Source organism: Evansella sp. AB-P1 (assembly GCF_029688925.1).
GTDB lineage: Bacteria > Bacillota > Bacilli > Bacillales > Salisediminibacteriaceae > Evansella.
Window position 1 is genome coordinate 92,565 of the sequence record NZ_JARUKY010000009.1, and the last position, 22,466, is coordinate 115,030.

Sequence of the window (22,466 nt, forward strand, 5' to 3'; positions counted from 1 at the left end):
ATTCCTTCTTTATTTGTTTTGATATATTGACGAACTTCAATATGCCTGTAAATCTTCTTTTTCTCTTTCGCAAAAACAATTGGACCAAGCATTTGCTGTTCCTACGGCTTTCTTCAGCTCTGAATTCCTGCTTAAACCTAGCAAATAAAATTCTTTAGCCTTTAAAGGAATATAGAATCTATATTACCGCATACCTACTTTTTCCTTTTGTAGGCTCATGGCGTGACTCCTATACGACTGCAAACCTGCTTTTCCCTTTTGCAGGCTCATGGCGTGACTCCTATATGCCTGCAAACCTACTTTTTCCCTTTTGCAGGCTCATTGCGTGACTCCTATATGCCTGCAAACCTACTTTTTTCCTTTTGCAGGCTCATTGCGTGACTCCTATACGACTGCAAACTTGCTTTTCCCTTTTGCAGGCTCACGGCGTGACTCCTATACGACTGCAAACCTGCTTTTCCCTTTTGCAGGCTCATGGCACGACTCCTATACGACTGCAAACCTACTTTTCCCTTTTGCAGGTTCATTGACGTACCTCTATAAGCCTGCAATTCTGCTCTTTCCCTTTTGCAGGTTCATTGACGTACCTCTATAAGCCTGCAATTCTGCTCTTTCCCTTTTGCAGGAGCATTAGTGCTTCCTGAAATTTATAATTTTTTTCCCTCCCCATCACTTCACAATATTGTCACATCCCGTTCATTAAATGCTCACAATTTCACACAAATATGAGGGATATCACCCATAAACCTTTACCCGATTAATTATTACTATATAAATAGTGTTAAATAATGAGCAAAGTAAGTTAGAAACCCGCTTTCATGGAGCTTGTTTACTAAACTATTAATTTATAGAGACAGGAGTGTACTATTGTATGTTTGAATACGATCCGGTGTTGTATAGTCGTATCTTAACCACTTTAACATTAGCCTTTCATGTTATTTTTGCAACTCTCGGTGTTGGTATTCCACTAATGATAGCCATTGCTGAATGGATGGGTATTAAGCGGAATGATCCACATTATACACTCATGGCAAGACGTTGGGCCAGAGGGTTCATCGTTACTGTTGCCGTTGGTGTTGTAACAGGTACAGCTATCGTATTACAATTAAGCCTTTTATGGCCAAACTTTATGAGAGCCGCCGGTCATACGATAGGTTTACCAATGTTTATGGAAACATTTGCATTTTTCTTTGAAGCTATTTTCTTAGGAATCTACCTTTATACTTGGGATCGTTTTAAAAGTAAAATGAAGCACTTCCTATTAGTAATTCCCATTGTCATTGGAGCAACTGCTAGTGCATTTTTCATTACAACGGTAAATTCTTTTATGAATGCACCACAAGGCTTTGAAATTGTAGACGGTGTACTAACAAATGTTAGTCCTCTTGCAGCCATGTTTAACCCTGCAACACCAACTAAAATTTCACACGTCATAATCACTTGTTACTTAACAGCTGCCTTCATTTTAGGTGCTATAGCTGCATTAAACATTTTAAAAGGAAAAAATCACGTTTATCATAAAAAAGCACTCCATTTAACAATGGTAACAGGGGCTATCTTTGCTATTGGAACTGCTGTAATCGGGGACTTATCAGGAAAGTATTTACATGAGTATCAACCTGAAAAATTAGCTGCTGCTGAATGGCATTTTGAAACAGAAAGTGAAGCTCCATTAATCTTAGGAGGAATTCTAACTGAGGATAATGAAGTGAGGTTTGCTTTAGAAATTCCATATGCACTTAGTATTTTAGCTGGAGGTTCAACAGATACAGTTGTAACAGGACTGAATGATTTTCCAGCAGATGAACTTCCACCATTATGGATACATTACATGTTCGATTTAATGGTATTTATCGGAATGTACCTAGCTTTAGTCTCCATGATTTTTGTTTTCTTCAATTGGAAGAAGAATTGGAATGCTTTTAGTCGACCATTACTTTGGGCTGTCTTTGCTGGTGGACCTCTATCTATGTTAGCGATTCAATCAGGGTGGTTTTTTGCAGAGGTGGGTCGTCAGCCTTGGATTTTAAATGGCATTATGACTGTTTCTGAAGCAGCCACAACGTCGCAGCATGTTGATATTATGTTACTTGTATTTATTATTCTGTACACCGTATTAGGTATAACCTGTGTCGTTGTACTACGAAGAATGTTCAAAAATAATTCTGTAGAGCATGAGTTAGAGGAACGAGGAATTGTTCACCATTCAAAACAGGAAGCCAATTAAGAAGGGAGGAAAAAATAGATGAGTTATGAGGTTGTAGGTATTACCGTCCTTTGGACATTTTTATATGGTTACTTAATTGTAGCGTCCGTAGATTTTGGGGCTGGGTTCTTTAGCTACTATACGAAGCAAAGGAAAAAGAACCATATTATTCACAACATTATTCAACGTTATCTATCCCCTGTTTGGGAAGTAACAAATGTATTTCTCGTTTTTTTCATAATTGGAATCATTGGTTTCTTTCCAGATACAGCTTATTATTATGGAACTGCCCTTCTCGTTCCAGGTAGTGTAGCTATTATTCTACTGGCTATTCGAGGCTCCTACTATGCCTTCGCTACTTATGGTGCAAAGGAAAGCAAATGGTACTCCTTTCTTTATGGGGCTACTGGATTATTAATTCCAGCTTCACTAACGACGGTTTTAACCATATCTGAAGGTGGATATGTCCGAATTGATAATGGGAATGTTCAGCTGTTATATGGAGAATTATTTGGTAGCCTTTACTCGTGGGGAGTTGTAATCCTAGCCGTTGTTAGTGTGTTGTTTATATCAGCAAGCTTTTTAACTTATTATGCATCACGGGCAAAGGATACGAACGCATTAAACTTGCTAAGAAAGTATGCATTAATATGGTCGTTCCCTGCTATTACAATGGGAATTGTTGTATTCTTTCTATTGAATAAACGAAACCCTGAGCACTTTCAAAATATGGTAGAGCTTTGGTGGATGTTTGGGATTTCCTTTCTTTCATTTGCCATTGCAACATATTTCATTTGGAAAAAACGAAACTATGGAACTGCATTTATTTTAGTGATGATTCAGTACTTCACTGCATTTTTTGGATACGGAATCAGTCATTTCCCATATTTACTCTATCCATATTTGACCATATACGATGGATTTACAAATGAAACAATGGCTACAGCTTTAATTATAGCTTTCATTGCAGGATTATTATTATTAATTCCTTCTTTGTACTTACTCATGAAGCTATTTTTATTTGACGCAGATTATGTTGAAGGTAAAAAATCTAAAGTATTATAAGGGGGATGCAAACAGATTATGAGTCTAACTTGGTTTCTTATCATGATTGCACCACCGTTAACGATGGTTGCATGTATTATTATTGTATTTATTTGGGCAACAAAAGGAAAGCCACCTGCTTTTGTAACGGAGGCTGAACAAGAAGAAACGAATGATGTACTAGATCAAGCTGGGAATAACTTAAACTAATTCACAATTTCAGCATGTGTAAAGTATAGAACTGAGTCAAGTAGCTTGCCATGTGTCTTCACACCCAGAAGTGAAGACATATGCGTAGGCCCCCGAATACTTACAACGCCCTTTCCTATTAAATTGATCATCCTTTTCTCATTACTAAAATGTATATAAAAGGTGATAGATATATTTTTTATCACCGATTTTCTGTTCCTAGTAGATAATAGCTGTTCCCTCCCTTTTAAACGTATGATTTCAGATATATAGTTACTCTCACCTTCCTTCATTTTATTTCTTATTAGTAAGCTCCTACCAGTTAGTTTTGGAGCAATGTCCACTGGCTTAAACAAAGGCAGTGTTATCAAATGATTAATGGACGATGATACTATTTTTAACAACAATAGTGAAATTGGCACGATCATGAATGGCTTCAGTATAAAATCAATAGGGTTAAAGGTAATAGACCAAATATGAATATTCATGAAAGTGTAAAAAACGTATGTGATTAATGTCCCTAATAGAAGGAAATAAACTACCGCATGAGCTCTCCACTTCTCAGCCGTAAAATAACTTATCACTTTTATCATATTCCATGCATATGGAGCAAGTTTTGATAATACTGTTATTAATAAGAAGAAGAGAGGAAATAAAATAAATGGTTTAACAAACGCATCAGTAGGATGAAACCCTCCATTTAAAACGTACATATTTAATAGGTTAAACAAAACATATGCCATCACTAGACTAATAATTATATTTTGTACGATGAAGTTTTCTTTCTGTGTATTTCTTCCTTCAATTGCAAACATCAATTACAACATCTCCTTTTATAAATGGTTTGTCCACCTAATTGGCTACATTGTAGCATAAGGGAAATAGCGAAATTTAGAAAACCGTTAATCAAATTCTTTCATATGTAGATACAAATCGGCATAGACTTTATGAAGGCTTGTTCATTTTGTCTAAGTATTATCATTTCAATCGAATCTATTGATAAATAACAATGGAATCTGTCTTTTATCAACAAATCTCATAATAACTTTTTTCAAAAAAAATGAAGAAAACATAAAAAAACTTCGTTAGCTATGTAACTAACGAAGTTTTCTGACATAACGTATTTTATTATCTGTCGAATGATACTCAAACTTGACTTTATTTACAAAAATACGTCCTTCTCAATTTCTTTCATTTTATAGAAATACCCTTTCTTATTCATCAATTCATCGTAAGAACCTGTTTCAATAATTGTACCGTTCTCCATCACAATAATTTGATCCATCTTTTCCAATCCAGTTAACCGATGACTTACAAAAATCATTGTGTCATTTTCTCCTTGTTTCATTAGTTCCTTATAAATATGACTTTCTGTCAGTATGTCCACAGAGGAGGTTGGTTCATCCAACAACCATAAATGGGAACCTTTTAACATCGCCCTCGCAATTGCAAGCCGCTGTTTTTCACCACCAGATAGGTTTTCTCCCTTCTCTAATACAGGGTCAGACAAGGAAAATTGCTGGAGTTTCACTTTATTTAGTACTGCTTTCATTTCATCATCTGATAGTCCATCCTTAGCAATTCGTAAATTATCTCTAATTGTTCCGTAGAAGAAATGATTACTTTGAAGGGCTATGTTTGTCCCGTTCCAAATATCCTCATCCATAAGCTTTCCTATTGATTTGTTCCACAGCTTTACTTCTCCTTCATTCCGAGAAAATACTTTTAATAAAAGCATTAATAGAGTGGATTTTCCTGATCCACTAGGACCAACAATGGCAGTTTTAGAACCACTTTGTAAATGAAGATTAATATCTTTTAGTGCTAGACGATCTTCATAAGGGAAAGAGAAGTTTACATTTTGTAGCTCAATAGTTGGTGGCCTATTTATGTTCACTTCTTCTATTTCCAGTTTTTCTTCCCATGAATTCTCTTCCTCCTTCTCAACGACAGAAAAAAGACGATTCGCCGCACGTCGACTATCATGATAATATCCTGGAAATGCTGCCATAGGTGTTGAATTTTCAAATACTGTTAAAGAAACCATAACAAGCATAGCTAGAAAAACACCATCTAGTTGGCCTTCCGCAACAAAGTATGCTCCCATCCCTAAAACTATCCAAGAAACAATAAGAGAAATCAGTTGATTCACCGACTGGTTATATAATTCATTTCCTGCCACCTTCCTTTGTTCATTAACATAGGTAGCAGATGCATTGACTAAATTGTTCGCTTGTTCATCGAGGCGATAGTATAACTTTAGATCTCTAAATCCATAGAAAAATTCTATCGCTTCAGTTGAAACTGTTCCACGAGATTCTCTTAATTGATTATCAATTTCCTTTCGTTTCAAAGAAAACCATAACGGAACTAAAAAACCTGTGATAATAAGACCTAAAACAAGGGCTATTGCCACTGCGATAGAGAAAAAGGCAGTAAATGCAATGGTAGCTAAGAATACAATAACCATAACAATAGGAGGATAATACACCCTTAGAAAGAAATTTTGTAGACTTTCAACATCTCCAACTATCCTTGATAGTAGGTCCCCGCTTCGATATTTCTGAAATATTTGTGGAGCTAGCGGCTCTAATTTTTCAAAAAAGTACTGTCTCAAATTACTCAGTTTCGTAAAGGTTGCACGGTGAGAGAAATAACGTTCTCCATATCTACTAACAGCTCTCGTTACACTGAACAGCTTTAGTAAAGCGATACTAATCGTGAGTACATACAACGGTGGCATGATAGCAGCCTTTGATATTAAGTAGCCACTATTAGCAAATAAGCTTACTGCTCCAATACCAGCTAGAAATCCAAACAAAATGGAATAAAAAACATCTTTCTTTTCTCTAAACATCAAATTTACTACGATCTTTAAATCCTTCATCCTGTTTCGCCCCCTTGTTGAACAGTAACCATTTGTTCATATTCTCGTACGGAGGCAAGCAGTTCCTTGTGGGTTCCAGCAGCAAGAAGTTTACCATCTTCTAAAAAGAGTATTTTATCGGCATTTTTAATTGTATGAAGACGATGGGCAACTGTAATGATCGTTGCCGATTTGCCCAATTCCTTTATGGACTGCTGTAATATCCTTTCCGTTTGTAAATCTAATCCTACAGTAGGTTCATCAAATAATATAATGGTTGGCTTTTTTAAAAAGGCTCTCGCTAAAGCTACACGCTGCTTCTCTCCACCTGATAAGCCTCGTCCACCTTCCCCCACCATCGTATCAAAGCCTTCTTCAAGACTTTTTATCATCTCATTGATTCCTGCTTTTTTAGCGGCCTGTTGAATTTCCTCTATCGTTGTTATTCCTCTTCCACCAATAGCAATATTTTCTTCTATCGTTCCAGAAAAAAGATAAGGATTTTGAGAGATATAGCTTATATGATCAAACCAGTCCTTTTCTTTATAATCAAATAGAGATTGATTTTGAACTGAAATTCGTCCCTCTGTTGGGGACACTATTCCAGATATAACATTTAAAAGGGTAGATTTCCCTGATCCACTTCGCCCTACAAGAGCAACTTCACTATGAGGAGGGATTTCTAGATTAATATTATTTAATGCAAATTTCCCCTCACTATAACTAAAAGAAACATTTTCTAATTTTATTGTTGGAGGGCTATTAATTTCTAACCTTCTTTCGCCCCATTGTACAGGCTGTTCCGTCATTTCTAATTCTTCTATTACCTTTTTTGCAGCACCCATACTTCCACGACCTGCATGAAAAGCACTTCCTAACTCCTTTAAGGAATTATAAAATTCCGGTGCTAAGATTAAAACGAAGAAAGCTGTAAAAAAAGACAGCTGTTCATATATGACCAAGCGTAACCCAACCTCTAAGGCAATAAGCCCAATACTAAGCATGGAGATAAATTCAAGCATTAAGGAGGACACAAAAGCAATCTTTAAAACAGTCATGGTTGCATCCCTGTAATCTAGACTACTTTGTTTAATAGCATCACGTTGTTCCTTTGCTCTTCCAAATAACTTTAAGGTAGTCAATCCCTGTAATATATCTAAAAACCTACCAGAAAAAGCCGCTAGCTTTTCCAGCTGCTCTTCCGATTTTTTCTGAGTTGATTTACCGATAATGATCATAAAAATAGGGATAAAGGGTGCAGTAATTAACATAATAAGTCCAGAAACCCAGTTTTGAGAAAATACTGCAATTAAGATCAGTATAGGTACTATCGTGGTTTGTATCATTTGCGGATAGTATTTACTAAAATAACTATCAATTTCGTCCACTGCATCCATCATAATACTTACTTTTTCCCCTGACTGGCCTTTTAAAGAAGCCTGTACAGGATTTCTCTTATATTTACTAAGAAGCTTTTTCCGAAAATCCCCTTTCACTTTCGCAGCCATTTTTACACCTGTTCGACCATTCACATAAGTAACCAGCGATCTTGCAGCTAATACTAGTAACAGCCCTCCTAGATACGGAATGACAGCGGAAAATGAAGTGTCCTGTAAAAAAACTCTATCTACTATTTCTACGATAAAATACGCTTGCGCTACTATGACAATACCAAGCATGAAGGACATAAGTACAAGGGAATACATGTTGTTTTTTTGTGCACGATTGATTTCCTTCAGTTGCTTCATAAGCTTTTCACCGTCTCCTAACTTAAGAATCAATAGTGATTAATATAGTTTAACTTCCAAAGGGCTTTTGAGGAAAACACTGTATAGGTAGTGTTTATGCTATTTATATTTTACTTCATAAAAATGCTTTTTGTATGGTAGCTTCGTGAAGATTTAATGACATATATTTTTCTTAAATGGCTCCAAGTCGTTTTCCCCATTCATACCATTCACTATTTTTTTGAATATCGAGCTTTTTACGTATGTTCCGTCGATGGTTTTCAACAGTCTTAGGAGATATTTTCAAAAGCTCTGCAGTGTCCTTCACAGTGTACCCACGAATCTTCATATAAAATACTTCTTCTTCTCGTTTTGATAGGTGTTCCTTTAAATATTGATTTGAGAAGTGAAAATGTTCTGTTTTGTGAGGCTTACTATACACTCTTTCTCCATTTAATATATTTTGAAAAAATATCATCAGTTCGTCTAACGTCATTCGTTCGTGAAAGATTCCTTCAACTTTTTTATTGGTAAATTGTTCTTCTAATTCTGGAACTGGTTCATTAAACATAAATACTCGTTTAGGAGGATACGGTAATATTTCTTGTACTGAGAATATATTTTTTAAGCCTCCAGCACCTGGTAAGTCCGTATCAACAACAGCTAATTCAAAGCGATACTTACGAAGTGCTTGGATATATTCCTCTGTTGTTGAAGCTAAAACCATATACTCAATTGGCTGTATATCTTTTAATAGTTGAATCAATCCATTCCTTAACAATTCATGATCTACTCCAATGAGAACCTTCACTTTACTATCTCCCTACTTTTACATGGAATGATGATCTTTACACTTCTATATCGTTGTCAAAATGTTGTAAAGAAAACCGGAAATGAGGGCTACTCATTGCCCTAGTCAATTCCGGTTTACAATAGGAAATATTATTTTAACCCATCTTCCTCTGGGGAATTATTTGTAACAAAAGTGGAAGAAATTTTGTCATGTATGGAACGCTTGTCATCTCTTTTTAGGACCATATAGCCGCTTACAAGGGTTAAAATACCAGCAGTTCCTATATATATGATGCCTCCAATCACTTGACGAAGGAACAATTCTTTTATTGTTAATTCTCTGCCATCTAAATGAGCTACTCTAATACCAGCAACTCGCTTCCCTACCGTGTAGCCATCCCATGCTAATGGTAAAACTATAAAATACATACAAGATAGGGTGAAAAATAAAATAATCGCTAACGGAGTTGGTAAAATTGGACTAAAAATAAAAAGTAGTACAAAAAATATTCCATAGTCAATCGTAATAGCCGCTAACCGCGTCATAAAATGGGCAGGGCTATCTTTAAATATATCCATTCATAATCCTCCTTCAAAATAAAACCACATATAAACATCTATTTATACTACAATCATTTTACCATTTGTTATTATAAACAAAAAATGTTTTATTAGAAAACTTTCATAGAGGCAGTTCACGTGAACCGTCCAATTATTTCATGAACCGAAATATCTATGTTAGAATACGTTATACTATTTTTAAAGGGAGAGAAAAACATGGCTGAATATCTTATCGTGTTAAATAAGGACGAAGATACCATATCTATTGTTAATCTAGAAACGAATAAAGTTGAAAAAACTATAGAAACAGATCATAACCCCCATGAGGTTGTTGTCACTCCTGACGGAAAAAAAACATACGTTGCCTGCTCCTTAGGGAATAAGGTGGATATCATTGACAATGATACGTTTGAAATTGTAAAAAGGTTAGAGCACCCAGACTTCAGTTTTCCACATGGTGTTGGAATTACAAAGGACGGAGAAAAGCTATATTTAGCCTCTACATATAGTGAGAAAGTGTTTATTATAAACACAGAGACAGATGAAATTGAAAAAGTAATTCCAACAAACCAAAAATATTCTCACATGATTTCCTTTTCCCCAGATGGGAAGACAGTATACATTCCTAATATCGGAAGTAACAATATTACAGTTATGGATGTAGGAAAAGAGGAAATCGTTACTCATTTCCCAGTTGGACCTGGTCCAGAAGGGGTTGCTGTTCATCCAAACGGTGCACATCTTTATGTAGCAAATCAGGAGGATGATACCCTTTTTGTTATTGATAGAGAAACATACGAAGTACTTCATAAGCGTCGAGTTGGTGGTGTCCCTGTTCGTCTTGTCTTTTCTCCAGATGGAAAATACGCATTAATTGCTAACCGTGAATCTGGTGACGTGTCTATTATCGAAACGGAGCAAAAAATAAATGGACAAGTACGTCCTTGGGAAATTAAACGACTTCCTGTTGGTGTATGGGCAGGTGGAATTGTCTTTAATGTCTCTGGCTCTTTCGCCTACGTAGCAAACAACAAAACGAACGATATTTCTATAATTAATATGACTACATTGAAAGAGGACAGTCGGATTGACGTAGGTATTCATCCTGATGGAATTGCCTATTTAATTCGGTAATAAAGCTAAGAACGCCTAAAGTTGAATCTAATGCTTTAGGCGTTTCATCTTAAAAACGGGAATGGAGTAAATATACCATTTATGCTATGATGAAAACTTAAGTTTTTATGAAAGCGTGGTTTCAAAGATATGACGAATAAACGATTACTTGTTTTAATGTTCATTTGTTTATTGATTTTCTTTTCCATTACCTTTTTATCCCTCTTTAACGATGGATTTACACTAGATGATCTTGTTATGACATGGGTTAGTGCAAGCATTTCTCCCCTATTAATAGAATTCATGAGTTGGATTACGAAAATTGGATCAGGAGAAACAATTGTCTTGTTAACCATTGCCATGACTGGCTTTTTAATCATCAAAAAGGATTGGTTCCATAGTATCTATTTAATCGTCCTTATTGTTGGTGGGATCGTATTTAACCTATTATTAAAAATAGGTTTTCAGCGGGAACGTCCTGGTGAAATGAGTAACATTGAAGTGTTTGGCTATTCCTTTGAATTAGCCTCCTATAGCTTTCCAAGTGGGCATACGATGCGTACAGTCTTACTGTTTTCCTTTTTTATTTACCTTACATACCTTTATGTGAAAAAACCAGGATGGAAAATACTATTCTATTTTATTTGTATCTTCATTATTATAGGCGTTTCAGCTAGTAGGGTCATTCTAGGAGAGCACTTCCCTTCTGATATACTAGCAGCAGTAAGTATTTCATTCGTTTGGTTCATACTTTGTCATTTTGGAATGATTAAACTGAATCTTTCGTTTCGTTAAACGAAAGATTCACAAGAACCGTCCCTAAAGATTTCTAAATTGCGATTTTTCATTAAAGAATGCCTTATAACCTAGCTGTACAAACATAATTACGGTTATTGAAACACAGCCCACAATCCCTAACATTATTGCAATTTGGTATTGAATTGCCGTAACAGGAGACAATCCAGCTAATATTTGCCCCGTCATCATACCTGGTAAAAATACAATACCCATTCCTACCATGGAATTTATCGTTGGCAAAATTGCTGCATCAAAAGCTTGATTAACTATTTTTTTGGATGCCACTTTTGGCGTTGCTCCAAGCATGAGTGCTCCTTCAATATGATTTCTTTGGTCATGCATACCCTCTACTAGTCGTTGAACTCCTAATGCGACGCCAGTCATGGAGTTGCCTATCATCATACCCGCGATGGGAATAAAGTATCTTGCTTCATACCATGGTGTCACTTGAACAACGACGATAATAAAATAAAATATACTGGCTAACGTCCCTGCTATCATCGATAGAATAATAATTTGTTTTAACTTTCTTCCTAAAGGGTGCTTCACTCTTTTAAAGATATTCTGTATAGCAAATAATTGCATCACCACTATGATTAACAGTATCCATAACACGTGATTATTTTCAAAAAGGTACGCTAATAAATACCCTACGAACACGAGCTGCAACGTCATGCGTAGTGTTGAAATTAATAATTCCTTTTCCCTTTCAATTCCTCTTAACTTTAAAATAATATATAAAACAACAATGAATAAATACGCAGCAACCATCTGCCAGAGTCCAAGCTCCATTATCTCATCCATGATTGCTTATCTCCTTCGTTTCAACAATTTGTCCATTCTTTATTTCAACGATAAGGTCTCCGTATGTTTGTGCAACCTTTTTGGAATGAGTAATTATGATCGCCGTTTTCTGATTTCCTTTTATTTCTTTTATGATATTCCCCATTACCCGATCCTCTGTTGCTTCATCTAATGCAGATGTGGGTTCATCAAAAATATACACTTCTGGTTCCATAATTAATACTCGTCCAAGAGACAGGCGCTGTTTTTCTCCTCCTGATAATTGATCTGCAGACTCTTCTAAGCTTTTCTTTAAATGTACCGTTTCAAGGACAGCATGTAGCTTTTCATCCTCTACAAACGGCTTTTCCGAAAATTGCAACCCAATAAGGAGGTTCTCCTTCACTGTACCATCAAAAATAATTGGGGTTTGAGGCACCATTACGACCTCACGTCTCAAGTCAATTGTATCGAACGTATGTATAGGTTTATTTTTATATTCGATACTACCAGCATCACTTGAAATAAGATTATTTAGGAGTTTCACAGCAGTGCTTTTCCCACTCCCACTTTCCCCAACGATACACGTTATTTTTTCACCAGGAATATGTAGTTCTTTAATATGTAATATTTCGTTGTACGTTACTTCTTTTAATGTAAACATCGTTTACTCTCCTTTTTATCACGACACGACACTCACTTGTATAGCCTAATGTTCCCTATCCCTATTGAAAATAACACTTTTGCTTATAAAACTAAACCCTAGCTCTTTCACCAATTATAAATGTCAATATTTTGTAACAATACTTAGAATGATTTGACATTTATTATGCTAAAATTTCCAGTAGATAGTAGTGATAATCATTATCATTCTCAATAAGGAGAGAGGAAGAAATCTATGAGCTTATATAAATATAAAGGAAAAAATCGTTTCATTATTAAAGAAGTCCCAAATAATCAATTATTAACATCTTTAGGTGTAACCGTTGGGTTAGTAACAACAATCGTATCTAAGATGCCACTTGGTGGTCCTATCCTTATCCATGTAGGGAAACGACAAGTTGCCTTAGGTAAAGAGATTGCCGATCATATTATCGTTGATGAGGTGAAGGAAATTGGATTGCCATCATGAAGAAATAAAGCCCTCATTCCAAGATGGCCAACAGAAATTTTTATTAATGGGGAATCCCAATGTTGGGAAAAGTGTTATTTTTTCAAGATTAACTGGAAAACAAGTACTTACCGCTAATTACGCGGGAACAACGGTATCCTTTGCAAGTGGAGAAATGATTGGATCAAAAGGAAAGGGAATGTTAATCGATGTTCCTGGTACCTATTCTCTTCAAGCATCTTCTCAAGCTGAAGAAGTAGCTATTACACTGTTAAAGGAAGATGTAGATGCTATTATCTGTGTCCTTGATGCTACAAACCTAGAACGGAACCTCCTCCTAGCACTGGACTTAGTAAAGTTAAAAACCCCCGTTGTTTTCGCCTTAAATCTCATTGATATCGCTGAACGAAAAGGGATTACTATTGATATACATAAACTTGAGGCGTTGTTAGAGGCTCCTGTCATTCCCACCATTGCCATTCGTAATGTGGGCTTAAATAAGCTAGTGTCCACTTGCAATAAAATAGCAAGGATGACCTCAGAGAAAAAAACACTAGAAGAAGAGAGTATAGACCATGTAAAAAAAGCTCGTGACATTGTGACGGCTGTGGAAACGGTGGAAGATCGATCGCCAACTTTTTTTGATAAATTGGGAGATTGGGCAATGGTTCCCTTTCCAGGTATACCAATTGCATTAGTTATGCTCATCCTTTCACTTGCTGTCGTTGTGGGAGGGGGAAAAGGATTACGTGCAATCATCTTTCTCCCATTTTTGAACGATGTTTATACTCCTTTTATGACGTGGGTAGTTAGTCATTTTGTTACAGAAGGAGTGATATATGGACTCCTAGTAGGAGAATTCGGTGTGCTTATTAAAGCGTTTGAATGGCCAATTGCGTTGATTCTCCCTTACGTCTTTTTGTTTTATATCGTTTTATCTATTTTAGAGGACAGCGGTTACTTACCTAGATTAGGAGTATTGATGGATGGGTTATTAAGGAAAATTGGTGTGCAAGGGAACACCATTATTCCATTTATTATGGGCTACGGATGTGCGGTCCCTGCCATTATTGGAACGAGAGCTGCTACAACAAAGAAAGAACGGTTAGTTGTTGCCACCCTTGTCACCTTAGCTATTCCATGTACTGCACAAACAGGGGCTTTTATTGCGTTATTAGGGGATCATTCTATGATTCTATTAATCCTTGTATTCCTCGTATCCTTTGTCGTTATTTTTATTGGTGGGCTAATCTTAAATAAAATCATTAAAGGGAAAGTAGATCCTATTTTAATTGAAGTACCAAATTTACTAGTACCTAATGGTAGAACATTACTAAAAAAATTCGGCTATCGAACAAAGCATTTTATGATCGAAGCTGAAATTCCCATGATCATAGGTATCCTTATTGCAGCAGTAGCAATTGAAACAGGCTTATTAAGTTCTACAGGAGAATATGTAAAACCAATTGTAGTAGACTGGCTCGGGTTACCAGAAGAAGCCAGCATCGCCTTAGTGTTAGGGATTATTCGACGGGAGTTAGGAGTACTTCCATTACTCCAGCTCGATCTATCCTTACTGCAAATGTTTGTTGGTTCTGTTGTTGCGCTCCTTTATTTGCCTTGTATGTCTGTATTCGCTGTTTTAATGAAGGAGTTTCGACTGAAAGTTGCCCTACTTATTACATTATCAACGATTGTTTTTGCTTTTCTCATTGGAGGAATCATTAACCAAACCGTTACATTCTTATTAAACTTATAATGTTGGAGTGTGTTATTTATTGTGAAAGTAATGCCAGCTTGTACAACTTTTTTTGAAAAAAATTTATGTCATCTCTTCCCTCTTTCGTTACTTTTGAAAAAATATTATGCACCAATTGTAAAAAGAGAGGTGTTACTAGGGAAAATTAATGAAGAGGATCAGGTTCTTTGTATTGGGGGCGGTGCCCTTCCTTGGACAGCCGTAGAAATAGCTACTCAAACAGGTGCTACTGTCCACGTCATCGATTCCGACCCCTATGCTGTAAAGCTAGCAAGTAAATTTATTAGACTCCTAAAGCTAGAAGGAAAAGTAAACGTTCGCTTCGGGGATGGACAATATGTTGACGCTAGTGGCTTTACTGTTGCTCACATTGCCTTACAAGCATACCCACAGGAAAAAATACTTTGTCACTTATTACAAAGTATCTCTAGAAATGGTAGAGTATTAGTCCGCTGTCCCAAGAAACGGATGGCTTGCTTGTATGGAGATTGTATAGCTCCATCATGTTTGAATGGTAAATCAACAAAGCAATCATGCTCAACGATGAAGGAAACACTATTATTTACTAAATATACATAAGGAGAAAAAAATGAAAAGAACAATCCTTTTTCTCATCGGAATAACATTACTCTCCCTCTTACTTTGGAAAGGAGATTTCACACTCCTCCTCTCTAGTTTGGTGGAATTGAAATGGACAACCTTATTCTTTCTCTGCTTCTTGCAAGTCGTAACGATAGGTTTACTGAATTACCAGTGGCTCTCCATTGCAAAACCTTTCTTCCCTTCAGTAACGTATCATTCCATGCTGAAGATACAAATGATTGGAACATTGGTGGAGAGTGTGACACCTGCTGCTAAGACAGGTGGTGAAGCAGTGAAAGCCATGTTATTTAAGAAAACATTCCAATCCACATACGGTAATGCTGTTTCCTTGATTTCGATTCAAAAGCTTTGTAGTATGACTACTTTTATTCCTATGGCATGCTTTTCCATTATTTATATGTTCCTTCACTTTAATAACCTTCCTATCTCTATCATTGTAGGAAGCTTTTTATTTGTATTTTCATCTATAACTTTGCTATTAGCCATTACTTTAAAGGTTAGTACATTTAAAAAGGTTCTGCTGAAAAAAACTCCTACAAGGAAATGGGGAACATCTCTATTAAGCTTTATTAATAGCTTTGAAGAAGGGGTTGAACGTTTAGGAAAAAATAAGGGCATAGTAGGTTTACAACTAATCCTATCTTTTTTAATTTGGACCTTATTTCCAGTTAAAGCTTATCTTATTAGCTCCAGCCTCCAATTAGACGTTCCCTTTTTGACCATTTTTTCCATCACCCTTTTAGCATATATGATTGCCATGCTACCGTTGACCCCAGGAGGCTTAGGAACGTTTGAGGGGAGCACCATTTTTTTATTAGGATTGGCAGAGATTGGATTGACTGAAGCATTGTTATTTGCTATTTTATTACGCTTTGTTACTTTTTGGTTTGTATTTATTGTGAGCTCCTTGTATTGTGGAATAGCACTATTTCCTAAAGACAAACGGAAGCATGTTCTCGTGCCTTCAAAGGAAACTGTATAATTGCTTATCAATTAACTTATAAGTTCGCCGATATAAATAGTATAAGAAAACCTATACCACTACTTATTACACCCACCCGTATCAAAACATCATTTCGATTCTTCCTCCACCTATTTCCCCCTTATTTTTTCTCACTGTCACTTCACTTTACTATAATGAAAAAGTGTAAATTTTAGTGAAACTTTTTACCCCTTCGCCCGTCTTTAGGGAAAGCAATTTTAAATAATTTTATTAAATAATACTATTTTGAAAAGAGGTGAAGCCATGTCTGAGGAGCTTCCGAAACAGAAGGTTCAAGAGTGGTATGAAAAACATAGTGATGAAATTTATCGATTCATTTTGCTCATGATCGGTGACCATGATCAGGCAAAAGATTTAACCCATGACACATTTCTAAAGGCATACCTGTACTTTGACCAGTTTCAAGGAATTACATCAGATAAAAATTGGCTATATAAGATTGCTAGGAATGTAACGGTAGATTACATCCGAAAAAAGAAACCAATACGGTTCATGCTAGAGTCCGTTGCTGCTATACCTTCCAACGAACATTGTCCTGAAAAAGTCACTGAGCTAGGGGAAAGCGAAGAACAACTATACCGTTCACTCAGGAAACTGAAACGTTCCTATCAAGAAGTGATTATTTTACGAAAAATTAAAGAGCTATCCATTCAAGAAACCGCAGAAGTACTCGATTGGAAGGAAAGCAAAGTAAAAACAACGTTGTTTCGTGGCTTAGCCGCCTTAAAGAAGCAAATGGTCAAGGAGGGATATACGCATGAAACCATATAATGACCATAATGAATTCGACGAAACATTTAAAAGCTTTCAATCGATTGATTTTAATCAGTCCGAAAAACAGGAGGTATTTTCAAATCTCATGATGAGTATGAACAAACCTAACAAAAAGCATTCCTTTTCTCGTTTCTTTAACCCTGTATTCTCAACGGTTATAACTGCACTTCTTCTTATATTTGGAGGGTACTTTTTAGTAACTGGCGTTATCTTAGATGATGATAGAGGTGGAGGAGATTCTTCTATCCCTGAAAACATGGAAATAATAAAAAGTGAAAATGAAATGTTTCAAACTGTTGCTCCAAAAAATTGGGAAATTGACACGGATGCAACGAGCATTTATATCTATACTTTTGACACACCTTTGGACGAAGAAGATCGTAGTGGTGTTTCTATCCAAATTGCCGCCGTTCCAAACCATGAACATTATGAGGAAGGAATAAGCTATGAGCAATGGATGGAAAGAATATTAGAAAACTTCGGGGAAATGGATGGATCCACAAGAGAATATGAAGTGATTGAAGACATAAATGATAATCAAATGATTCTTGAACCGATGGGGTCAGATGCAATCATGGTAAGGGCTTTTAAACTTTCAAATGATATACCGATAGTCATAGGTTTTCAAGCATTCGGTAAGTATTCTGATATGGACCTCATGGAACAAGATGGTTATTTAGATGTTTTTTATCAGATTCTCGAACATACAGAAGGAATCCAATAGTTGAATCAAATGAAACTCCCTTTGCTATTCAACTGAGCTTATATATCAACTGGAAGATATTCATTTTGATTCATGAATGAGCAGTTCTACAACTATTTTCTTATATTCGTAAGACTCACGCAGCCTGTGAAGCTTCAGACGGTTCAATTATGCCTAAGACCGCACACGTCCTGTAAAAAGGCGTAATTGAACCATCCTGCCTCTTGCCGGCACGGATTCAAATGATTTTTTACTTTATGACATTTATTCTTCTTTTTTAATTCTAATTATAAAAATACTTATAATTTCTTAACACCTTCTTTTTAAGCTGTGTATTCCTTTAATGTTAACACCCCCATAATTTTATACCACTTTTTGGACACCTTAATAATGACTTTTTTATTAAGGAGTTTTTCTATGTCCATCGATGCATTTATTATGGGTATTGCTTTTATTTTCATTCATTTATTTGCTAATTCACTTATTCCATCAGGACGTATTCAACGGCTAAAATGGTTTTCCTTCTCTGGTGGGTTGGCAGTGTCCTATGTTTTTGTGTACGTCCTACCATCCTTACATAAAGAACAACTATTAGTGAAAAAATACGGTGATTTTTTTACGATGGAGTCAGAACTGTACTTCGTTGGGTTATTAGGAGTATTGCTGTTTTACGGAATACAAAAGGTAGTAAGAAAAGCGCAGTTAAATCATAAAAATAGAAAGGCAAGAATGCTTTTTTGGCTACAAATATTATTCTTCGGAATGTATAACATGTTAATTGCTTATACAGTTATTTCTCACAACGTTTTAGGTATACAGGCAGTTTTTTACGGTCTTGCTGTTGGTCTTCATTTCGTAGCAGTTGCCCACGACCTATGGCGAGAATATGCAGATATTTATAATCAAATTGGACGCTATGTTCTCGCCCTTGGAATCATTGTTGGCTGGATCATGGGCATGCTGGTAGATCTCTCTCCATTAACGGAATCATTCATTTTCGCTTTTATCTCCGGGGCCATGATCCTGAACGTATTAAAGTATGAATTACCACCTGATGATGAAGCGCATTTCCCTACCTTCTCTATCGGTGTCATTTCCTACACTGCCGTGACCATGTCCTTGAAGTTTTTCTTTCAATGGTAAAAAAAGGAGACATAACGATTACATAATTATGTCCCCTTTCTCTATTGTCTTTAAATTCTTACAGCTATTCGTTTTGTCATTACGCGAATAACATAAAAAATTATTATAATTAATACTAATTCTCCTAGTAGAGAGCCTACTAATGGTAAAGATAATGAATCAATAGGAATCCAATTTAAAATTCCTACTCCCACATCCTTTGCCCACAATATGTTTGCAATTAACTGGAAAAGTAATGCTACAGCAATAATACCAAAACCTTTAATCCAGCCATATCGATAGTATCCTGAACCAATAAACCATCCGATTAAATAAAAGGTTAGTATATTGGTTGTAAATATAATGACAGAATATAACCAGTTGCTACTCACATCATGAAAAGTACCGTCTAACATATAAGAAACATTGATTACATCCCATAAACCGTAATCCATAATATTAACGATCCCACTAATGACAGCGATGACTAAAGATAGAAAAATAGTAGCCATAGCCGAACCAATGAAAAAGTTTTTCCTTGTTACGCCATTTTTTACATAGTAAGGGAGTATAGAATACCCTAAAATAATTCCTAATATTAGCATGTAAATGTGAGATGCTCCGTGAGACAGGATAAAAAAGTCCATCCACTCCGTATCATTTCTTGTCGATATGATGACTAAAATTACATGTACAATATAGACAATAGGTAAATACCAACTTGTAATTTTCAATTGCCAAAAAAACATATCAGTAGCAACCTTTAAATGATCAGATTGTTGTTTCATGTTATTCTTCCTCCCCAGTTAAATGGATGAATAAATCTTGAAGGGAAACGGGGCCAATTTCTAACCCTTTTTGCATGGCATCATTCATTTCTCTTTCATCCAATTGTTCATAGACCATTACCGCTTTCGTATTACCCAGCTTTTGTTCATTTAATTTCGTCATACCTGCAGTAAATGCATCTACTAACTCAGCATCTCCAGTAACAGAAGCCCCTTTCGTAACAAGGCTTTCATAGTCTTCATGAACAACAAGCTCACCTTTATTAATGATCATTACCTCTTGAAATAAATAATCCATTTCTGATACAAGATGTGTAGATAATATAATCGTCCTCGGATTCTCTTCTTGATCTTCCATTAATTCTTTATAAAAAATTTCTCTAGTTGGGGCATCCATTCCAAGGTATGTCTCATCAAAGATTGTCACTGGTGTACGACTAGCCAAACCAATGGTGACACTAAGTGCAGATTTCATTCCACGAGACAATTCATTTACTTCTTTATCTAAAGGCAGCTTAAACCGATTCACAAGATGGAGGGCATACTCCATATCAAAATGAGGACGGTACCTTTCTGCCATCTCTAATATTGGTTTTACTTTCTCTGTCTCATCCTCATAATCGGAATCTGTTAGTAAAGCAACACTTTTCATTAATCTTTCATTCTCAAAAGGATCTTCTCCGTCTATTCTAATGGACCCTTCCGACACTTCACGGAAAGCTGCCATCAAAGACAACAAAGTAGTTTTCCCTGCACCGTTTCTCCCAAGAAGCCCGTAAATTTTACCTCCATCTAAAGATAGAGATATATTCTTTAATGCTTCAAATTCTTTATACTTTAGTGAAACATTATTAAATTCCACTTTATAGGGCATCATCATGATCACTTCCTTTCACCTTTTTAATTATTTCCATAATCTCTTGCTCAGAGATTCCTAGCTTTTCCGCTTCCCTTACCATTCCAACAATATATTCATCCTCAAAGGCATTTTTTCTTTTTTGAATGAGCTTATTTTTCGCCCCCCCTGCTACAAACATCCCTACACCCCTCTTTTTAAAAAGAATTTCCTCTTCAACAAGCTGATTTATTCCTTTTGTTACCGTTGCATGATTGATTTTAAAGTAATTAACAAGCTGATTCGTGGATGGTGCTTGGTCTCCTTCCTTCAACTGGTCGTTTACAATTTGATCTTCAATCCGTTCTCGAACCTGTTGAAAGATAGGCTTATTACTATCAAATGTTTGTTTCAACTTCCTTCACCACCTTTTATTTAAGTTCATGTTAGTTATATCGTTTTATGGTTATATAGTTGAGTATATAACCATAATAGCATAACGCATGTAATTGTCAAGAAAATAAACAATACAAAAAAGCAAGCTACGAAAAAGTATTTCTTCCTCATAGCTTGCTTCTATTCGTTTTAAAGTTAGGTTTTTTTAAAGGTTAATCTCTATAATTAATTCTGGTAATGTATCAAAATAATAATTGACATATCTTTCATAAACAAGTTCTGAAAGGAGATCATTTCTTACCTCTTCAAAAGGGATGACTTGGATATCCTCTACTTTAATAATATGGTACCCATACTCTGTTTTTACTGGTTCGCCAATTTCGTCTATTTCTTGTTGTAAAATGGCTTCTTTAAATTCTTGAACGAGTTGAATAATAAAGGTGTCTTCATACCTTCCTTCACTTTCGACACTAGCTTGGTCATCGGAATACTCCACTGCTAATTCGTTTATATCAGCACCAGCTTCAATCTGTTCATAAAGAGCCCTTGCTTCTTCCAATGCCTCTTCTTCCGTACGAGTTTCCACCATTTCCCCAGCCTCATTCATTTCTTCTGTAGAAATTAAAATATGGGAAAATGTTGCTGTCGTTAATTCCTCTGTTACTTCATCATAAAAATCAGTTAACTCCTCTTCCTCTATTTGATCACGGAAGTAGGATTCTATTTTGAACATTGCAGTTAACGTTTCGCGAATTTCCTCTTCTGACAAATCCAACGTATTATACGCATCCTCAATCACTTCTTCTCCATAATATACTTCAAATTGATCCCACAATAAGTCCATTTGTTCGTGAATCCAATCGTCTTCTTCTACTAATTCACTTATTATTTTCTCCATAATGAACTCTTGAATTATATCTACACGATAGCCTTCTTCATTTATTGGAACTTCAGGATTAAGAAAGGCTTGTACAGATAAAAATGTTGCAAATTCTTCCCCTGTAATAACTCCACCATCATATTCTGCAACGATATTTTCTCCAAGGTTAGAACGATCTAGCTCTGGAAAGCCAAAGCTCGTCTCATCAACACTATTATTATTACTACAAGCGCTAACTAGCATTAATACTAGAAGACCTAAAACAAATGTATTTCTTACGTTCTTTAAGGTTAATTTCACTCTCGTTACACCTCATTCAAATTATTAAAATTCTATTAAACTTATTTTAACATTAATCTAGGTTAAAAAACTTAACAACCTTCTAAAAATAAAAGTTTGGCTAAAAACTCCTA

Annotated in this window: 24 protein-coding genes; 12 read left to right on the plus strand and 12 right to left on the minus strand. The window is 35.8% G+C overall.

The annotated features are described in order from the left end of the window. Positions 1 to 332: 332 nt before the first annotated feature. Complete coding sequence (locus tag QA612_RS11040) at positions 333 to 527, minus strand: hypothetical protein (RefSeq protein ID WP_278283871.1); 195 nt, start codon at positions 525 to 527, stop codon at positions 333 to 335. Between the two features lie 344 nt (positions 528 to 871). Between QA612_RS11040 and QA612_RS11045 the strand changes: the two genes are divergently transcribed. The 3 genes from QA612_RS11045 to cydS are packed head-to-tail and all read left to right on the plus strand — an operon-like array spanning position 872 to position 3,460. Further along, the gene (locus QA612_RS11045; RefSeq protein ID WP_278283872.1) at positions 872 to 2,227 is read left to right on the plus strand and encodes a cytochrome ubiquinol oxidase subunit I; all 1,356 of its coding nucleotides are present in this window, start codon (positions 872 to 874) and stop codon (positions 2,225 to 2,227) included. Positions 2,228 to 2,245: 18 nt separating this feature from the next. Further along, complete coding sequence (locus QA612_RS11050) at positions 2,246 to 3,271, plus strand: cytochrome d ubiquinol oxidase subunit II (protein WP_278283873.1); 1,026 nt, start codon at positions 2,246 to 2,248, stop codon at positions 3,269 to 3,271. An 18-nt stretch (positions 3,272 to 3,289) separates the two neighbouring features. Next, on the plus strand, positions 3,290 to 3,460 hold the full coding sequence (gene cydS / locus QA612_RS11055; RefSeq protein ID WP_278283874.1) for a cytochrome bd oxidase small subunit CydS family protein: 171 nt from the start codon (positions 3,290 to 3,292) through the stop codon (positions 3,458 to 3,460). On the opposite strand, the gene QA612_RS11060 is transcribed toward cydS, so the two are convergent. From QA612_RS11060 to QA612_RS11080, 5 genes are all read right to left on the minus strand, one after another. Further along, on the minus strand, positions 3,457 to 4,257 hold the full coding sequence (locus QA612_RS11060) for a hypothetical protein (protein WP_278283875.1): 801 nt from the start codon (positions 4,255 to 4,257) through the stop codon (positions 3,457 to 3,459). The genes cydS and QA612_RS11060 overlap by 4 nt on opposite strands. A gap of 344 nt (positions 4,258 to 4,601) precedes the next feature. Next, on the minus strand, positions 4,602 to 6,326 hold the full coding sequence (gene cydC, locus QA612_RS11065; protein WP_278283876.1) for a thiol reductant ABC exporter subunit CydC: 1,725 nt from the start codon (positions 6,324 to 6,326) through the stop codon (positions 4,602 to 4,604). Continuing rightward, entirely contained in the window at positions 6,323 to 8,053 is a 1,731-nt protein-coding gene (gene cydD, locus QA612_RS11070) for a thiol reductant ABC exporter subunit CydD (protein WP_278283877.1), read from the minus strand. The genes cydC and cydD overlap by 4 nt, the downstream gene beginning before the upstream one ends. A 172-nt stretch (positions 8,054 to 8,225) precedes the next feature. Then, positions 8,226 to 8,843, minus strand: a complete 618-nt coding sequence (locus QA612_RS11075; protein ID WP_278283878.1) for a response regulator transcription factor — start codon at positions 8,841 to 8,843, stop codon at positions 8,226 to 8,228. A 131-nt stretch (positions 8,844 to 8,974) separates the two neighbouring features. Continuing rightward, a complete protein-coding gene (locus QA612_RS11080; RefSeq protein ID WP_278283879.1) occupies positions 8,975 to 9,403 on the minus strand; it encodes an RDD family protein in 429 nt (142 codons plus the stop codon). A gap of 198 nt (positions 9,404 to 9,601) precedes the next feature. Here QA612_RS11080 and QA612_RS11085 point away from each other — a divergent pair, with 198 nt between their 5' ends. Beyond that, positions 9,602 to 10,519 carry a YncE family protein gene (locus tag QA612_RS11085; protein WP_278283880.1) on the plus strand — a complete coding sequence of 306 codons (918 nt, stop codon included), beginning with the start codon at positions 9,602 to 9,604 and terminating at the stop codon, positions 10,517 to 10,519. Between the two features lie 129 nt (positions 10,520 to 10,648). Further along, positions 10,649 to 11,293 carry a phosphatase PAP2 family protein gene (locus tag QA612_RS11090; RefSeq protein ID WP_278283881.1) on the plus strand — a complete coding sequence of 215 codons (645 nt, stop codon included), beginning with the start codon at positions 10,649 to 10,651 and terminating at the stop codon, positions 11,291 to 11,293. A 24-nt stretch (positions 11,294 to 11,317) separates the two neighbouring features. Here the strand turns inward: QA612_RS11090 and QA612_RS11095 are convergent, their stop codons facing one another. Continuing rightward, on the minus strand, positions 11,318 to 12,100 hold the full coding sequence (locus QA612_RS11095; RefSeq protein ID WP_278283882.1) for an ABC transporter permease: 783 nt from the start codon (positions 12,098 to 12,100) through the stop codon (positions 11,318 to 11,320). Beyond that, positions 12,093 to 12,743: an ABC transporter ATP-binding protein gene (locus QA612_RS11100; RefSeq protein ID WP_278283883.1), complete on the minus strand. Its 651-nt coding sequence runs from the start codon at positions 12,741 to 12,743 to the stop codon at positions 12,093 to 12,095. Before QA612_RS11100 ends, QA612_RS11095 begins: the two co-directional genes overlap by 8 nt. 234 nt (positions 12,744 to 12,977) lie before the next feature. On the opposite strand from QA612_RS11100, the gene QA612_RS11105 reads away from it, so the two are divergent. The 7 genes from QA612_RS11105 to QA612_RS11135 all read left to right on the plus strand — a co-directional run bounded on the left by QA612_RS11105 (position 12,978) and on the right by QA612_RS11135 (position 19,175). After that, complete coding sequence (locus QA612_RS11105; protein ID WP_278283884.1) at positions 12,978 to 13,211, plus strand: FeoA family protein; 234 nt, start codon at positions 12,978 to 12,980, stop codon at positions 13,209 to 13,211. After that, positions 13,195 to 14,949: a ferrous iron transporter B gene (locus QA612_RS11110; protein WP_278283885.1), complete on the plus strand. Its 1,755-nt coding sequence runs from the start codon at positions 13,195 to 13,197 to the stop codon at positions 14,947 to 14,949. Before QA612_RS11105 ends, QA612_RS11110 begins: the two co-directional genes overlap by 17 nt. Before the next feature lie 30 nt (positions 14,950 to 14,979). Beyond that, complete coding sequence (locus QA612_RS11115) at positions 14,980 to 15,528, plus strand: MDR/zinc-dependent alcohol dehydrogenase-like family protein (RefSeq protein WP_347568872.1); 549 nt, start codon at positions 14,980 to 14,982, stop codon at positions 15,526 to 15,528. A 10-nt stretch (positions 15,529 to 15,538) separates the two neighbouring features. After that, the gene (locus tag QA612_RS11120; protein ID WP_278283887.1) at positions 15,539 to 16,534 is read left to right on the plus strand and encodes a lysylphosphatidylglycerol synthase transmembrane domain-containing protein; all 996 of its coding nucleotides are present in this window, start codon (positions 15,539 to 15,541) and stop codon (positions 16,532 to 16,534) included. A gap of 264 nt (positions 16,535 to 16,798) precedes the next feature. Next, entirely contained in the window at positions 16,799 to 17,326 is a 528-nt protein-coding gene (locus QA612_RS11125) for an RNA polymerase sigma factor (protein WP_278283888.1), read from the plus strand. Further along, complete coding sequence (locus tag QA612_RS11130; RefSeq protein WP_278283889.1) at positions 17,313 to 18,053, plus strand: hypothetical protein; 741 nt, start codon at positions 17,313 to 17,315, stop codon at positions 18,051 to 18,053. Before QA612_RS11125 ends, QA612_RS11130 begins: the two co-directional genes overlap by 14 nt. A gap of 396 nt (positions 18,054 to 18,449) precedes the next feature. Next, a complete protein-coding gene (locus QA612_RS11135) occupies positions 18,450 to 19,175 on the plus strand; it encodes a hypothetical protein (protein ID WP_278283890.1) in 726 nt (241 codons plus the stop codon). Between the two features lie 50 nt (positions 19,176 to 19,225). On the opposite strand, the gene QA612_RS11140 is transcribed toward QA612_RS11135, so the two are convergent. From QA612_RS11140 to QA612_RS11155, 4 genes are all read right to left on the minus strand, one after another. Then, the gene (locus QA612_RS11140) at positions 19,226 to 19,942 is read right to left on the minus strand and encodes a hypothetical protein (RefSeq protein WP_278283891.1); all 717 of its coding nucleotides are present in this window, start codon (positions 19,940 to 19,942) and stop codon (positions 19,226 to 19,228) included. Position 19,943: 1 nt separating this feature from the next. Continuing rightward, a complete protein-coding gene (locus QA612_RS11145; RefSeq protein ID WP_278283994.1) occupies positions 19,944 to 20,816 on the minus strand; it encodes an ATP-binding cassette domain-containing protein in 873 nt (290 codons plus the stop codon). Next, the gene (locus QA612_RS11150; protein WP_278283892.1) at positions 20,806 to 21,192 is read right to left on the minus strand and encodes a GntR family transcriptional regulator; all 387 of its coding nucleotides are present in this window, start codon (positions 21,190 to 21,192) and stop codon (positions 20,806 to 20,808) included. Before QA612_RS11150 ends, QA612_RS11145 begins: the two co-directional genes overlap by 11 nt. Before the next feature lie 186 nt (positions 21,193 to 21,378). Continuing rightward, positions 21,379 to 22,353, minus strand: coding sequence for a peptidylprolyl isomerase (locus QA612_RS11155; protein WP_278283893.1), 975 nt, complete (start codon positions 22,351 to 22,353; stop codon positions 21,379 to 21,381). Between the last annotated feature and the right edge of the window lie 113 nt (positions 22,354 to 22,466).